General features: G+C 73.6%; 11 protein-coding genes and 1 pseudogene. 1 reads left to right on the forward strand and 11 read right to left on the reverse strand.

Going from position 1 to position 15,131, the window contains the following annotated elements:
- Nucleotides 1-20 precede the first annotated feature (20 nt).
- From ACMCNK_RS11140 to uraD, 5 genes are all read right to left on the reverse strand, one after another.
- Nucleotides 21-1,166, reverse strand: coding sequence for a DUF6986 family protein (locus tag ACMCNK_RS11140; RefSeq protein ID WP_412736316.1), 1,146 nt, complete (start codon nt 1,164-1,166; stop codon nt 21-23).
- Nucleotides 1,166-2,713 carry a malate synthase A gene (aceB, locus tag ACMCNK_RS11145; protein WP_412736317.1) on the reverse strand — a complete coding sequence of 516 codons (1,548 nt, stop codon included), beginning with the start codon at nt 2,711-2,713 and terminating at the stop codon, nt 1,166-1,168. Before aceB ends, ACMCNK_RS11140 begins: the two co-directional genes overlap by 1 nt.
- A 95-nt stretch (nt 2,714-2,808) precedes the next feature.
- Nucleotides 2,809-3,666 carry a factor-independent urate hydroxylase gene (gene pucL, locus ACMCNK_RS11150; protein ID WP_412736318.1) on the reverse strand — a complete coding sequence of 286 codons (858 nt, stop codon included), beginning with the start codon at nt 3,664-3,666 and terminating at the stop codon, nt 2,809-2,811.
- Nucleotides 3,667-3,669: 3 nt separating this feature from the next.
- Nucleotides 3,670-4,032, reverse strand: coding sequence for a hydroxyisourate hydrolase (gene uraH / locus ACMCNK_RS11155; protein ID WP_412736319.1), 363 nt, complete (start codon nt 4,030-4,032; stop codon nt 3,670-3,672).
- Nucleotides 4,019-4,525: a 2-oxo-4-hydroxy-4-carboxy-5-ureidoimidazoline decarboxylase gene (gene uraD, locus ACMCNK_RS11160; RefSeq protein WP_412736320.1), complete on the reverse strand. Its 507-nt coding sequence runs from the start codon at nt 4,523-4,525 to the stop codon at nt 4,019-4,021. Before uraD ends, uraH begins: the two co-directional genes overlap by 14 nt.
- Before the next feature lie 161 nt (nt 4,526-4,686).
- Here uraD and hrpB point away from each other — a divergent pair, with 161 nt between their 5' ends.
- On the forward strand, nt 4,687-7,203 hold the full coding sequence (gene hrpB / locus ACMCNK_RS11165; protein ID WP_412740820.1) for an ATP-dependent helicase HrpB: 2,517 nt from the start codon (nt 4,687-4,689) through the stop codon (nt 7,201-7,203).
- 36 nt (nt 7,204-7,239) lie between these two features.
- On the opposite strand, the pseudogene ACMCNK_RS11170 reads toward hrpB, so the two are convergent.
- From ACMCNK_RS11170 to treY, 6 genes and pseudogenes are all read right to left on the reverse strand, one after another.
- A pseudogene (locus tag ACMCNK_RS11170) lies at nt 7,240-7,899 on the reverse strand (SGNH/GDSL hydrolase family protein); the annotation flags it as partial.
- 108 nt (nt 7,900-8,007) lie between these two features.
- Complete coding sequence (locus ACMCNK_RS11175) at nt 8,008-8,730, reverse strand: PP2C family protein-serine/threonine phosphatase (RefSeq protein ID WP_412736321.1); 723 nt, start codon at nt 8,728-8,730, stop codon at nt 8,008-8,010.
- A 117-nt stretch (nt 8,731-8,847) separates the two neighbouring features.
- Nucleotides 8,848-9,855: a hypothetical protein gene (locus tag ACMCNK_RS11180; protein ID WP_412736322.1), complete on the reverse strand. Its 1,008-nt coding sequence runs from the start codon at nt 9,853-9,855 to the stop codon at nt 8,848-8,850.
- 2 nt (nt 9,856-9,857) lie between these two features.
- Entirely contained in the window at nt 9,858-11,015 is a 1,158-nt protein-coding gene (locus tag ACMCNK_RS11185; RefSeq protein ID WP_412736323.1) for a transporter substrate-binding domain-containing protein, read from the reverse strand.
- Nucleotides 11,016-11,133: 118 nt separating this feature from the next.
- The gene (treZ, locus tag ACMCNK_RS11190; protein WP_412736324.1) at nt 11,134-12,870 is read right to left on the reverse strand and encodes a malto-oligosyltrehalose trehalohydrolase; all 1,737 of its coding nucleotides are present in this window, start codon (nt 12,868-12,870) and stop codon (nt 11,134-11,136) included.
- The gene (treY, locus tag ACMCNK_RS11195; protein WP_412736325.1) at nt 12,867-15,131 is read right to left on the reverse strand and encodes a malto-oligosyltrehalose synthase; all 2,265 of its coding nucleotides are present in this window, start codon (nt 15,129-15,131) and stop codon (nt 12,867-12,869) included. The genes treZ and treY overlap by 4 nt, the downstream gene beginning before the upstream one ends.

Below are 15,131 nucleotides of genomic sequence, written 5' to 3' on the forward strand. Positions count from 1 at the left end.
CGAGCGTAGCGGCCCGGAGGTCACCGTGAGATGAAGGTGGTCAGGTCGGTGCGGGTGAACCCGGCGTCGGTCAGGGCGCCGCAGTCCAGGCCGCGCAGCAGGTACCCGGCCAGGGCGCGCGCGGTGGCGGGCTCGTCGGCGATGCCGCTGTCCTGCCGTTCGAGGTAGCGCCGCAGGCGTTCGACCGCGGCGTCGCGGCCGTCGGCGAAGAACGCGTAGGTGGCCGCGTACCGGGTGGCGAGCTGGGCGGGGTGCAGGTCCCAGCCCTGGTAGAAGCCGCGTTCCAGGGAACGCCGCACGAGCCGGTGGTGCAGCTCCCACGCGGCGTGGACCTCGGCCGGGGTGCCCACGGGCAGCACGTTCGTGGAGCCGTCGGACAGCCGTACGCCGGTCTGGGCGGCGGCGGCCTGCATCACCGCCTTGGCGTGGTCCGCGGCGGGGTGCTCCATCGACTGGTACGCCGCGGCCACCCCGGCCGCGGCGCTGTAGTCGTACGTGCCGTAGTGCAGCCCGGTGCAGCGCCCGGCCGCGGCCGTGATGAGCCGGGCGACCGTGGCCGTGCCGTCCGCGCCCAGCACGGCCGCGGGCAACTCGATCTGGATCTCGAACCGCAGGCCGCCCGCGGCCAGGCCGTACGCCGACTCCAGCCGCTCGCACAGCCACACCATCGCGGTGACCTGGTCGACGCCGCTGACCTTCGGCAGGGTGATCACGAACGGGTCCGGATAGGACTCCAGGAACATCTCCAGCGTGCGCAGCGCCCGGCGCCGGGTGGCGGCCTCCAGTGACTTGATCCGGATACCGACGAACGGCGGCACCGGGCCCGCCCGCAGCACCTGCACCGCGTCGCGGACCGCGGCGTCCTCCTCGTCGTCGCCGCGCACCCCGTAGCCGTCCTCGAAGTCGACGCGCAGGTCCTCGATCGGCTCGGCGGCGAGCTTCGCACGGACCGCGTCGGCGCCGGGGAACGGGAACCCGTACCGGTCCATGGCCGTGACCGCCTGCGCACCCCAGTCCCGGAAGCCCGCGAGCCGGTCGGCGGGCACATACACGGTGTGCACGGGCTGACGCCCGGCCCGCTCGCCCACGTACCGTTCCGCGAGGAACGCGTCGTGGGCGGCGAGCCGGGCGTCGAGCGCGGCGCGGTCGGAGTCGCCGAGGCGCATCAGTCGATGGCTTCGTACGCCACGGTCGTGAGGAAGTCCGCGAAGTCGTCCGCGAGGGCGACCCGCTCGAACAGCTTGCGGGCGTCGTCGAATCGGCCGGAGGTCCACGCCTCGTCGCCCAGCGACTCGCGGATCTTCGCGAGTTCCTCGTCCTCGATCCGGCCGACCAGGTCGGCGGTGATCGCAGTGCCGTCCTCCAGGCGGACCCCGTTGTGGATCCACTGCCACACCTGGGAGCGGGAGATCTCGGCGGTGGCCGCGTCCTCCATCAGGTTGTGGATGGCGACCGCGCCGTTTCCGCGCAGCCACGCCTCCAGGTACTGCAGTGCCACGTTCACGTTGTTGCGCAGGCCCGCCTCGGTGACTCCGCCCGGGGTGGCGGCGACGTCGAGCAGCTGGGCGGCCTCGACCGAGACGTCGTCGCGCAGCCGGCCGAGCTGGTTCGGCTTGTCGCCCAGCACCCGGTCGAAGACCTCCTGGCAGACCGGCACCAGGTCGGGGTGGGCCACCCACGAGCCGTCGAAGCCGTCACCGGCCTCGCGCTCCTTGTCCTCGCGGACCTTCGCCAGGGCCACCTCGTTGACCGCGGGGTCGCGGCGGCTGGGGATGAACGCGGCCATGCCGCCCATCGCGAACGCGCCGCGCTTGTGGCACGTCGACACCAGCAGCTCCGTGTACGCCCGCATGAACGGCGCGGTCATCGTCACGGCCGCCCGGTCCGGCAGGATCATGCCCGGGTTGTCGCGGAAGTACTTGATGATGCTGAACAGGTAGTCCCACCGGCCCGCGTTGAGCCCGGCCAGATGCGGGCGCAGCGCGTGGATGATCTCGTCCATCTCGAACGCGGCCGGGATCGTCTCGATGAGCACCGTGGCGCGGATCGTGCCGCGCGGGATGCCGAGCGTGTCCTGGGCGTGGTCGAAGACGTCGTTCCAGAGCGCCGCCTCCAGGTGCGACTCCATCTTCGGCAGGTAGAAGTACGGGCCGCTGCCGCGCGCCAGCAGCTCCTTGGCGTTGTGGAAGAAGTACAGGCCGAAGTCGACCAGGGCGCCGACCGCGGGCTCGCCGTCGACCAGCAGGTGACGCTCGTCGAGGTGCCAGCCGCGCGGGCGCATGACGATCGTGGGGTACGGCCCGGCGCCCAGCTCGTACGTCTTGGCGGGGGTTTCCAGGCGGATCGTGCGGCGGATCGCGTCGTGCAGGTTCTGCTGGCCGTCGACAACGTTGGCCCAGTGCGGGGTGTTGGCGTCCTCCAGGTCGGCCAGCCACACCTTGGCGCCCGAATTGAGCGCGTTGATGGTCATCTTCCGCTCGGTCGGGCCAGTGATCTCGACGCGGCGGTCGGTGAGGTCGGCCGGGGCGGGCGGCACGGTCCAGTCGCCCTCGCGGATGTCGGCGGTCTCGGGCAGGAAGCCCAGCGTGCCGCCCGCGGCGATCTCGGCGCGCCGCTGCGCGCGGCGGGCCAGCAGCTCGTTACGGCGCGGCCGGAACCGGCGGTTCAGGTCTTCGACGAACGCCACGGCCTCGGCGGAGAGGATCTCGGTCACGTGCGGGGCTCCCTTCGCAGCACTGCGGATGCTCGTAGGTTACTGGCCGGTAGGGTATGCGGCTCAGCGGGCGTCCTTCAAGCCGCCGATGATGATCACATGTACCAGTCCGCGGTGGCCGCGGGCGCGTCGTCCCGGGTCACCGTGCCCTCGATCAGCCCGTACGGCCGGTCGCCCGCCATGAACACCTCGCCCGGGTTGTCCAGCCCGAACGGCGCCAGGTCGACCAGGTAGTGGTGCTTGTTCGGCAGCGCCAGCCGCACCTCGGCCACCTCCGAGCACCGGTGCAGCACGACCGAGCCCATCGACAGCAACGTCTGCTGCAGCGAGTGGCTGTACGTGTTGACGAACGCGGACACCAGCGCGTCCCGCACCCCGTCGAACGAGCCCGCCCAGTCGGTGTCCGCGCCCGTGTGGCGCCAGCGCGCATTCACCGCGGTCGCTAGGATCCGGTCCGAGGTCTCCGACAGCGTGGTGTACCGGTCCTTGACGAAACCGTGGAACTCCGAGGCGGTCGAGTTCAGCAGCACCAGATCCGACAGCCCGGACACCACCTGGGTACCCGCCGGGTTCACCGTGACCGTCGCCGTACGGGTCAGATCCCCGGACCGTTGGAACGAGTGCGGGCCCAGCCGCTGCCAGCCGTACGACTCGATGGTCACGGTCGCGGTGTCGATGTGGCCCAGCGTCTGCACGAAGTGCCGGGCCAGCCGCAACCCGAACGCCTCCGGCTCGCCGACCCCGTCGCGCGCGAACGCGTACACCGTGTTCTTCATCGTGTCCGTCGGCAGCACCGCGCTGTTGTCGCCGGTCAGGTGCGTGGCCGTCAGGTCACCGGCGAGCGCCACGCTGACGTTGAGGTCCGTCAGCGTGTGCGTGTCACCGTCGCGGGCCACGCGGACCAGCCGCGTCTCCGCCTTGCCGTACCGGTTCGGCCCCAGCACGATCGCCATCGCTCAGCTCCCCCGGTAGGTGGTGTAGCCGTACCGGCTCAGCAGCAGCGGCACGTGGTAGTGACGGTTCGGGTCGTGCACGTGGAACGCCACCGTGATCTCCGGGAAGAACGCCTGACCCCCCAGGTACGGCTCCACATAGAACAGCAGGCGGTACCCGCCCGCCTGCCACTCGTGCAGGCCCACCTCGTAGCGCAGGCGGCCGTCGTCGTCGGTGCGGCCCTGCGCGACCATGCGCCAGCCGTCGGTGTCGTGGCGCTCCAGCCGCACGTACACGTCGCGGGCGGGATCGCCGGTCACCGTGTCCAGGATGTGCGTGGAGATCCGGGCGTGTGACTCCGGCTCCGTACCGTCAGCCGAGCTCATCCAGCAGCCTCTCCAGCCGCAACCCGGCAATCTTGCGCAGTTCGTCCGCCACGATCGCGCGCTCCGTCGTCTCGTCGTTGCCCAGCCGCTGCCGCGCCGCGGCCAGGATCTGCTCCGGGGACCGCCCGCTGGCGAAGATGAGGAACACGTGACCGAACCGGTCCTCGTAGGCCCGGTTCGCCTCCACCAGCGCCGCGCGGGTCGACTCGTCCCCGGGCGCCGCCGCGGCCTGCTCCCGCCGCGACCACTGCGCCTCCCGCGAGTCGCCGGCGGCACGCTCACCGATCCGCGGATGCGCGGACAGACCCTTGAGGACCTCCGCCCAGCTCAGGCTCTGCGCGGCCGCGTCGGCCGCGGCCGAGAGCGCAACCCGGTCCGGGTACGGCCGGCCCGCCACGAGCGCGGCACCCCACTCGGGAGCGGCACAGCATGCGATCAGCCGATCCTGCAACTCGCGCACGGGCAGGGAGTTGAACGCCTCGACGCCGGTCACGCTCACCCCCTCGTGCGCTGACGGACAGTCAAGCAGGCCGCCGGGAATCGCGCACCGGTTTGGGCAGGAAATTACGCTGGTCGATCAAGAACGCCCGCCTGGCGGGTGCACGGGCCTGACGCCGAGCCCGCGGAAAGATACGCGAGGATGGGCCGGTGCTGATCGCCCCCGAAGCCCTGCCGGAGCTGCCCATCCGTGCCGTGCTGCCGGAGCTGGCCGCCGCACTGGCGCGGGCCGGGGCGGCCGTACTCGTGGCGCCGCCGGGCACCGGCAAGACCACGCTGGTCCCGCTCGCCCTGGCGGACGCGGCCCGGGGCCGGGTGGTGGTGGCCGAGCCGAGGCGGGTCGCGGCGCGGGCCGCGGCCCGGCGGATGGCGGCGCTGCTCGGCGAACAGGTCGGCGGCCGGGTCGGGTACACCGTCCGCGGCGACCGGCGCGTCGGCCGCGACACCGTGGTCGAAGTGATCACCACCGGCGTGCTGGTACGCCGGTTGCAGCGCGACCCCGAACTGCCCGGCACGGCGCTGGTCGTCCTCGACGAGTGTCACGAACGGCACCTGGACGCCGACCTGGCGCTCGCATTCCTCATCGAGGTGCGCGGCGCGCTGCGCCCCGACCTGGGGTTGCTGGCCACCTCGGCGACCGCCGAGTCGCACCGGCTGGCGCAGGTGCTCGGCGACGCCCCGGTGGTCACCGCAGCGGCCCGGCAGTTCCCGGTGCAGGTGCACTGGTGCCCGCCGCCGCAGCCGGTCGCCCCGGCGCACGGGCTGCGCGTCGATGAGAAGCTGCTCGATCACGTCGCCGCGACCGTCCGCCGGGCGCTCGCCGAGGGCGACGGCGACGTGCTGGCTTTCCTGCCGGGTGCCCGCGAGATCGACGCGGTGGCGCAGCGGCTGGGCGGCGTCACCGCGCGGGTCCTGACCCTGCACGGGCGCCTGCCCGCTGCCGCGCAGGACGCCGCGCTCAGTCCCGCCGGTCCCGGCCGCGCGGCGAACGCGGCCGTCCACGACTCCGCGAACCCGGAGCGGCGGGTCGTCCTGGCCACCGCGGTCGCGGAGAGCAGCCTGACCGTGCCCGGGGTGCGCGCGGTGGTCGACGCCGGGCTGAGCCGGGTGCCGCGGATGGACCACGCCCGCGGGCTCGGGGCGCTGGTCACCGTGCCCGTCTCCCGGGCCGCCGCCCGCCAGCGGGCCGGGCGGGCGGGCCGCGAGGCGCCCGGTCGGGTGTATCGGTGCTGGTCACAGGCGCAGCACGACCGGCTGCCCGCCCAGCCGGAGCCCGAGATCGCCGCGGCGGACCTGACCGGTTTCGCGCTGGATCTGGCGTTGTGGGGGCACCCGGACGGCACCGGCCTGAGCCTGCCCGACCCGCCCCCGCCCGGCGCGTTGCGGACCGCGGTCGCCACCCTGCACGACCTCGGCGCCCTGGACTCCGACGGTCGGGTCAGCCCGCGGGGGCGGGCCCTGGCCGAGGCGGGCCTGCATCCGCGCCTGGCCCGCGCACTGATCGACGGCGCGGCCGCGGTCGGCACCCGCCGGGCCGCCGAAGTGGTCGCGCTGCTCGACGACGACCGGGCGGCCGGGGACGACCTGGTGGCCGGGTGGCGGCGGGCGCGGCGTGACGGCGGCGCGGCGTGGCGGGCCGAGGTGCAGCGGCTCACGTCGGTGTTGACCCGGCACGGCACGTCCGGCGCCGCCACGGAACTGCCCGACGACCTGGCCGCCGGGCTGGTGGTCGCGCTGGCGTACCCGGAGCGGGTGGCCAGGGTACGGGAACCGGGCGGCCGGGCGTACCTGATGGCCGGGGGGACCGCCGCGGAGCTGGCGGGCGGCAGCGGCCTGGCCGGAACGCCCTGGCTGGCCGTCGCGGACGCCGACCGTGCGCCCGGGGCGCGGACCGCACGGATCCGAGCCGCCGCCCCGCTGGACGAGGCCACCGCGCGGGAGGCCGCCGCGGCCCTGCTCACCGACGCCACGGAGATCGGCTGGTCGGACGGCGACGTGGTGGCCCGCACGGTGCACCGCCTGGGCGCGATCACACTTGCCGAACGGCGGCTGGACGCGCCCGATCCGGAGCTGCTGCGCGCCGCGATGCTGGACGGACTGCGGCGCGACGGGCTCGGACTGCTGACGTGGACGGCCACGGCGACCCAGCTACGGCAACGGCTGGCGTTCGCACACGCGGCGCTCGGTACGCCGTGGCCGCCGGTCGACGACGCTGCGCTGCTGGACGCGGCCGCGGACTGGCTGGATCTGACCGGCGTGCGGCGCCGCGCGGACCTGGCCCGCATCGACGTGGCGGCGGCGCTGCGCCGGCTGCTGCCCTGGCAGGTGGTGGCGCAGCTGGACGAGGTCGCGCCGGAGCGGCTGCCCGTGCCCAGCGGTTCGCGGGTACGGGTGGACTACGCGGACCCGGCGGCGCCGGTGCTGGCGGTGAAAGTGCAGGAGACGTTCGGGTGGCGGGAGGCTCCGCGGCTGGCCGCCGGGCGGGTGCCGGTGCTACTGCACCTGTTGTCGCCCGCGGGCCGCCCGGTCGCCGTGACCCGGGACCTGGCGTCGTTCTGGGCCACCGGATATCCGCAGGTTCGCGCCGAGCTGCGCGGCCGCTACCCACGGCACCCGTGGCCCGAGGATCCCGCCACCGCGGCACCGACCCGGCGCACCAACCCCCGCGGGTAGGGCGTCGCTCATCGCCCGGTACCAGAGCGCGGCCATCCGCCGGTAGCCCAGGTCGTTGGGGTGGTGCACGTCGTACAGGTACGGCCCCCGGACCGAGGACAGGTCCACGACGTGGACGAGGGGGCCTTTCGTCGCGACGACGCCCGGGATCAGCGCGTCGTAGGCGCGGTTGGCCGCCACCTGGCGCGGCACCCCGGTGCCGACGATCTGGGCGACGAAGATCTGCGCGGCGGGGACCTCGGTGCGGATCTGGTCGATCATGGCGGACAGCCCGGCCGCGATGGTCACGGGTGGGTGCCCGCGGCTGACGTCGTTCGTGCCGGTGTGCAGCAGCACCACGTCGGGCGCGTACGCGGCGAGCCGGCCGTCGAGCCGCGCGGCAAGCTGCCGGGTCGACCAGCCACCGTGGCCCTCGTTGTCGGGGTCGCCGTCCGTCCCGTGCCGCTGGGAGCCGACGACGTCGAACCGGACGCCCGCGGCCCGCAGGTACCGCTGGAGGTGATAGCGGTACCCGTCACCGGACGGGCTGCCGACACCGTAGGTGATGCTGTCACCCAGCGGCATGATCCGCAGTACGGCACGGCACCCGTTGCCCGCCGCGCCGGACGGCGCCGGGTGCGGAACCGGGCCCGCCCGCGCCGGCACGGCACAGATGGCGGGCCAGGCCATGACCGCCGCGACGAGCGCGGCGACCATCAACCTTGGCACGAGGATCACTCGTTGGGGCGGGGAAAGCACGCGGCACACCCCTCGACCGATGGGCGGGGTCGCGAACGATTCTCCTACTGCCGGCGCGGCGGCGGGTCAGGGAGCGAGGATCAGGTCCGCCACGATGACCGTGATGTTGTCGGGGCCACCGCCGTCCAGGGCGAGCTGCACCAGGCGCTCGGCACACGACTGCGCCTCGGCGTACGCGAGCATCTCGGCCTCGATCTGCTCCGGGGTGACGACCGCGGTGAGCCCGTCGCTGCACAGCAGCCAGCGGTCGCCGGACACCGGCTCCACGATCACGTACGCGGGGCTGACCGGCTCGCCCTGCAACGCCTGGGTGACCACTGCCCGGCGCGGGTGGGTGCCGGCCTCCTCGGGGCGGATCAGCCCCTGGTCGACCAGCATCTGCACGTACGTGTCGTCCTTGGTGAGCTGGTTGAGCCGCCCGTCGCGCAGCAGGTAGGCGCGGGAGTCACCGACGTGCGCGAGCGCCGCCCGGTCACCGGAGAAGATGACCGCGGTCAGCGTGGTACCCATGCCGAGCAGCGCGCCGTCGGCGGCGACCGTCTCGGCGATCCTGCCGTTGGCCACCTCCAGCGCCTTGTGCAGGGCGTCCATCTGGTGCTCGTTGTCGATCGGGACATCGAGCGAGGTCATCGCCTCGATGGCGAGGCGGCTCGCAACGTCGCCCGCGGCCATGCCGCCCATTCCGTCGGCGACGACCAGCAGCCGGTCGCCGGCGTAATAACAGTCCTGGTTGGTGCTGCGGACTCGGCCCTGGTCGGTGACGGCGGCCCACCGAAGGTGCAAGGTCATGGCGTGCAGCCTGCCAGGTCGGGTCGAGCCTGTCTGCACGCGGTCACCGCCTTTCGGCCCACGACGGTCGTGTATCGGGTCCCCGCACGCCCGCCCGGCACGCTCACCCGGGGCTGCTCAGCGCGGGGCGAGGGGCCGTCCCAGGCATCGCGGATCCAGGTTTGCGACACGCCGGGCGGGGGCGACCCATTCGAGGACGGATGCCTCGACGGGCCACCCACGGACCTCCACGGCGCTCGCGGGGACCTGCGCGGTTTCGGGACAGATCGTCCGCGTACGCAGGTCCGCGTTGCGCACGAAGTGGACCTCGCCCTCCCGGTCGATGATCGTGGTGGCCACGTCGTCGACCGTGATCACCTGCCCGCGCAGCACCTCGACGCCGCCGCCGGTCGTCACCTCGACCGCGGAGGTCGGCAGGATCGGGGCCCGCAGGAACACCACCCCCACCACGAACGGGGCGACCAGGGCGGCGATCACCGCCGGCCAGTGCGTGGCAAGCCGGGCGAACCGGACCGGCACCGGACCGGCCAGCAGCGTACCCAGCAGCGGCGGGGCGAGCAGCAGGACGGCCGTGACCGCCTCCCCGCGGTGCACCGCGTCGACGATGCCGGGCAGCACCCACACGAGCACCACGGCCGCGGCGGCGACCGGCACCCCGACCGCGACCACGCGCAGCACGAGCCGGTCGTCCGGGTGCCGCTGCCACGCGGTCAAGCCCATGATGACGACCAGCAGCATCACCAGCGCCGGCAGGAACCGCAACTGCCAGGTGAACGCGGCCAGTGCGGCCGCGATCACCACCACCCAGTCCGGCATCCGCTGCGCGGTGACCGCCAGCAGGGAGCGGGTCGCCCGGACCTGGTCGCGGGCGCTGACCAGCAGCAGCCCGCCGAGTGCCCGCAACACCAGCACCACCGCGGGTACGGCCCACAGCAGCGTGATGAACAGGGCGCTGATCATGCCGAGCGGGCTGACGTACTGCACGAGCAGCAGCATGGTCGGCAGGTCCTGGCGGCTCAGATACCACAACCGCAGTACGAGCAGGAGCAGCGGGAACGCGGGCAGCACGGCGAACAGCCAGTTCTGCTGTGAGCGCCGCGGCGGCGTCGGGACGGGCTCGGTCACCCTCAGACCCGTTCCCACGGCCACTGCCGTACGTTGGGTTCGTCGACGGCGGGCTGCTGGTCGACCGCGATCGGGGCGGGCTCGTTGACCGCCTCCTCGGCCCGGAAGTTGCGGTCGAACGCCTCCTCCCACCGGTTGTCCTTGGGGTCGTTGCGGGACCGGTACAACGCGAGGTTCACCAGGTCGCGCAGGGCCGGGTTCTCGCCGACGTTGACTCCCCACGCCTCCGTGACGTCGAGGCCGATGTCCCAGTGGTCGTACTTCGCCGGGAACCTGCTCTTGTACCCGGCCAGGATCGCGGCGTCCGTGGTGATGGCGTCGAAGTCTCCGCGGTCCATCGCCTGGAAGCATTCGCTGATCTTCTTGCGGCTGCTCAGCAGCACGCCGGCCCGGCCCGCTGCGGTCTCGCTCGTGGAGGCCGCCAGGCTGCACACCCGCCGGCCTTTCAGGTCCTCCAGCGAGGACACCGGGGCGTGCCCGTGCCGGGTGATCACGCCCTGCTCCGTGTACAGGTACGGCGCGGAGAACGTCACCCCGGCCATCTGCTCCCGTTCCGGGGTGATGCTGTAGCTGGCGATGACCATGTCGACGCCGACGCGTTCGCCGTTACGGTCGGTGGCCTGCATGCGCGCCCGGTCCTCGCTCTCGATGGACAGGAAGCGGATCTCGCTGCGCCGGAAGCCCAGATCCTCGGCGATCAGGTACGCGATGTCGATGTCGAAGCCGCTCCACTGCCCGTTCGCGAACTCCGCCACGCCGGGCTGGTCGTCCTTCACGCCGATCAGTAGTTCCCGTTTGCCGTCGAGCCCGGCCCGCACCCGCAGCTCGGCGACGGACGGCGGGCCGGTGAACACCACCACGACGAACGCCAGCACGATCGCCAGGACCAGCGCGACGGCCAGGGCCACCAGCCGTACCGCCATGGCGCTGCGGCGAGGCAGGATCCGGTCGCCGGCCGGTTCCTCGGTGGCCGGATCCTCCGCGGTGGCGGGTTCCGCGGTGGCCGGATCCTCCGCGGTGGCCGGCTCCGCGGTGGCCGGATCCTCCGCGGTGGCCGGGCCCGCCGGGGCCGGTTCGATCGCCGAATCCTGCCCGGGGCCGCCACCCGCGGGCGTCGGGGCATCCGCGGGCGTGGATTCCCCGCTGCGTGCTTCCGGCATCGTCGCTCCACACTCCCCCGTCTCGAACCGCGGCGCGCTCATGCTGCCGCAGGAAGGTCACAGAACGGGTTCCACGACCCCGTTCAGGCGACCACGAGTCCGGTCAGGGTCGGCGGAATCACACCGGGCGGTACTCGAGCACCGCCGCGGATTCAGCGGGAAGCTCGACGAGATGGTCGCGGACGTGCACGCCCGGTGAGGTGGCCAGCAGCACCGTGCCTGCGGCCGCCCGCAGATCCACCGTCTGCGGCGCGTCGGCCAGGTTTGCGGCGACCACGCACCCGCCCCGCCGCATCACCACTGTGTGCGGGCCGTGCCACACCCGTACCTTGCTCAGGTCCGGGTCGGTCAGCTCGGCGCGGGCCCGGCGCAACGCGATCAGCCGTCGGTACAGGTCGAGCAGTTCGGCGTGGACGGGCTTGTCCGGCTCCGACCAGTCCAGGGTGGAACGGGCGAACGTGCCCGGGTCCTGCGGGTCGGGCACATCGGCCTCGGCCCAGCCGTGCGCGGCGAATTCCCGGCGCCGCCCACGCCGGACAGCGTCGGCCAGGTCGGGCTCCGGGTGGCTGGTGAAGAACTGCCACGGGGTGCCGGCCGCCCACTCCTCCCCCATGAACAGCATCGGGGTGAACGGCCCGGTCAGCAGCAGGGTCGCGCCGACCTTGAGCAGGCCCGGGGACAGGATCGCGGCCAGCCGGTCACCGGTGGCCCGGTTGCCGACCTGGTCGTGGTTCTGCAGGTACGCCACGAACCGGTGACCCGGCATCGTGCGCCGGTCGACCGGGCGGCCGTGACGGCGCCCACGGAAGCTCGACCACGTCCCGGCGTGGAAGAACGCCTGCTCCAGCACGGTTTGCAGGCAGTCCAGGGAGCCGAAGTCCGCGTAGTAGCCCTGCCGCTCGCCGGTCAGCAGTGCGTGCAGCGCGTGGTGCACGTCGTCGTCCCACTGCGCGTGCAGGCCGTACCCGCCGGCCTGGCGGGCGGTGATCAGCCGCGGGTCGTTGAGGTCGGACTCGGCGATCAGGGTCAGCGGGCGGCGCAGGTGTGCGGACAGGCTCTCCACCTCGGCGGCCAGCTCCTCCAGCAGGTGCACCGCGCCGCGGTCTACCAGGGCGTGCACGGCGTCGAGCCGCAGCCCGTCGGCGTGGTAGTCGCGCAGCCACGCCAGCGCGCTGTCGATGATGAACCGGCGCACCTCGTCCGAGCGGGCCCCGTCGAGATTCACCGCGGCGCCCCACGGGTTGCTGCCGGACGCGGCCAGGTACGGCGCGAACGCGGGCGCGTACGCCCCGCTGGGGCCGAAGTGGTTGTAAACCACGTCGAGCACCACGCCCAGGCCGCGGGCGTGGCACGCGTCGACGAACCGTTTCAGCCCGTCCGGCCCGCCGTACGCCTCGTGCGGGGCGAACCAGCAGGCGCCGTCGTAGCCCCAGCCGTGCGCGCCGTTGAACGCGTTGACCGGCAGCAGTTGCACCAGGTCGACGCCGAGGTCGACGAGGTGGTCCAGCCGGGCGACGGCCGCGTCGAACGTGCCCTGCGGGGTGAACGTGCCGACGTGCAGCTCGTACAGGACACTGCCGGGCAGCTGACGGCCGGTCCAGCCGGAGTCGGTCCAGTCGAACGCGGCGTGGTCGTACACCCGGCTGGGGCCGTGCACCCCGGCGGGCTGCCACGGCGAGCGCGGATCGGGCCGGGCGGCGTCGTGGCCCGGCAGCACGTACGCGTAGTCCGTGCCCGGCCCGGCCTCCGGCACGTCCAGGCGCCACCAGCCGTCGTCCCCGCCCCGCATGTCGCGGTCGGTGCCCCCGATCCGCAGCCGCACCGCCTGCTCCGGTGCCCACACCTCGAACCTCACTGCTTCACCAGCAGCGCCACCGGGTACGTGGCCAGAACGTCGGCCACCGCGATGCGGCGGCCCACGACCTCGTTGCCGGTGACGACGTCGGTGAAGCGGAACCCGTCCAGGCTCAGTGCGGCGTCGTCCCAGCCGCCGTGGCGGGACAGGCCGACCGGCAGCCGGGTCGCCACCACGACGACCCCGCCGCGGTCGAACACCAGCGCGTGCTCGCCGGCCCGCCCCTGCGCGAACACCGGCCGGTAGGCGCCGAACAGCTCGGGGTGGCGGCGCCGCAGGCGCAGCGCCCGGCTGGTGACCAGCAGCTTGGCGGCGCCGGTCGCGTCGATCGGCGGCTGCCAGCCGTCGTCGAGCCGGGCCAGCAGCGCGCGCCGGGCACCGAAGTCGACCGGCCGCCGGTTGTCCGGGTCCACCAGGGAGTGCTCCCACAACTCCGTGCCCTGGTACGTGTCCGGCACGCCCGGCATGGTGAGCTGCACCAGTTTCTGGCCGAGCGAGTTGGACCAGCCGGGCGGGGTGATCGCGGCCGCGAAATCGGCGACCTCCCGCTGCAGCGCCGGGTCGTCGTAGATCTTGTCGACCATCGCGTGCAGGGCGTTCTCGAACCGCTGGTCGGGCCGCCGCCAGGTGGTGAGGGTGCCGGCTTCCCGGGCGGCCTTCACCGCGTACGCGTGCAGCCGGTCCCGGTCGATCGGCCACGCCCCGACCGCGGCCTGCCAGATCAGGTGGGCGAGCGACGGGTCGGGCAGCGGGGCGATCCGCACCCAGCGGCGCACCACCTCGGTCCAGTCGCCGGGCAGCTCGGCGAGGACCGCGAGCCGGGCCCGCACGTCCTCGCCGCGCTTGGTGTCGTGCGTGGACAGTGCGGTCATCCCGTCCGGCCAGCTCTGCTGCCGTTCCTGCGCGGCGTCGTGGAACTCGTCGAGCGTGAGCCCGAACTTCGTGGGGTCGGCGCCGACCTCGTTGCGGGCGGTGAACCGGGTCCACCGGTAGAACGCGCAGTCCTCCACCCCCTTGGCGGTGACCGCGCCGGTGAACTGCTGGAACCGCTGAGCCAGCTCGTCGGCGGGGTCGCGCAGCCGAGCGGTGAGCTGGTCGAGGACCCCGATGAGCTGGGGGCGGCGCCGGCCCGCCTCGGCACGGGCGCGGGCCAGGTGCCGGGCACCGAACGGCAGGTAGGTGCGGTAGACCGGGAAGCACGCGGCCAGCTCGGCCAGGCCGGGCCCGGCGTCGAGCTCGGGTACGAGCCGCCCCATGCGGGCCAGTTCCGCGGCGAGCAGCGTCGTCGCGACGTGGTAACGGCTGTCGTGCGCGAGGTTGTGCCAGGAGGTCTCGCCGCCGGTGAGGTGGTGGTCCAGGGTGTCGAAGAACGCCTCCGTGGTGGTGTCCACGAAAACTCCGCTGACCTCGGCCATGGCGTCGTAGCCGGTGGTGCCCGCGATCGGCCACGGCGGCAGCCGCTCCGCCGTCGCGAGGATCTTCTCCACCACGATCCAGGCGTCCGGCGCGGCCTCGTGCAGCCGCTGCAGGTAGCCGCCCGGGTCGCGCAGCCCGTCCGGGTGGTCGACCCGGATGCCCTGCACCGCTCCTTCGGCGTACCAGCGCAGCAGCTCCGCGTGGGTGGCGGCGAAGACCTCCGGGTCCTCGACGCGCAGCCCGGCCAGGCCGGCGATCGCGAAGAACCGGCGGTAGTTGAGCTCGGCGTCGCCGCGGGTCCACGCCACCAGCTCGTAGTGCTGGCGGTCGTGGATGTCGCGGGCGCTGCCGCCGCCGGTGCCGTCCGCGATCGGGAACCGGTGGTCGTGGTAATGCAGCTCGTCACCGGCCACGGTGAGCCGGTCCAGCGCGTCCGGCTCGTCGGCCAGCACGGGCAGCAGCAGCCGGCCGCGGGACCAGTCGATGTCGTACCAACCGGCGTAGGGCGAATCCGGGCCGTGTTTGAGTACGTCCCACCAGCTCGGGTTGGCCGCGGCCGCGGTGACCCCGGCGTGATTGGGCACGATGTCGACGACCAGGCCGAGCCCGGCGGCGTGCAGCGCCGCCACCAGCGCGGCGCGGCCCGGCTCGCCACCGAGCTGCGGGTTGACCCGGGCGTGGTCGACCACGTCGTACCCGTGCTCGGAGCCCGGGGCGGCGGTGAGCAGCGGGGCGGTGTAGAGGTGGCTGACGCCCAGCTCGGCGAGGTAGTCGGCCAGTTCGGCGGTGGCCTTCAGGTCGAACTCGGGGCGGACCTGGACCCGGTACGTACTGGTCGGCGGCAT

Source organism: Krasilnikovia sp. MM14-A1259 (assembly GCF_047159535.1).
GTDB lineage: Bacteria > Actinomycetota > Actinomycetes > Mycobacteriales > Micromonosporaceae > Actinoplanes.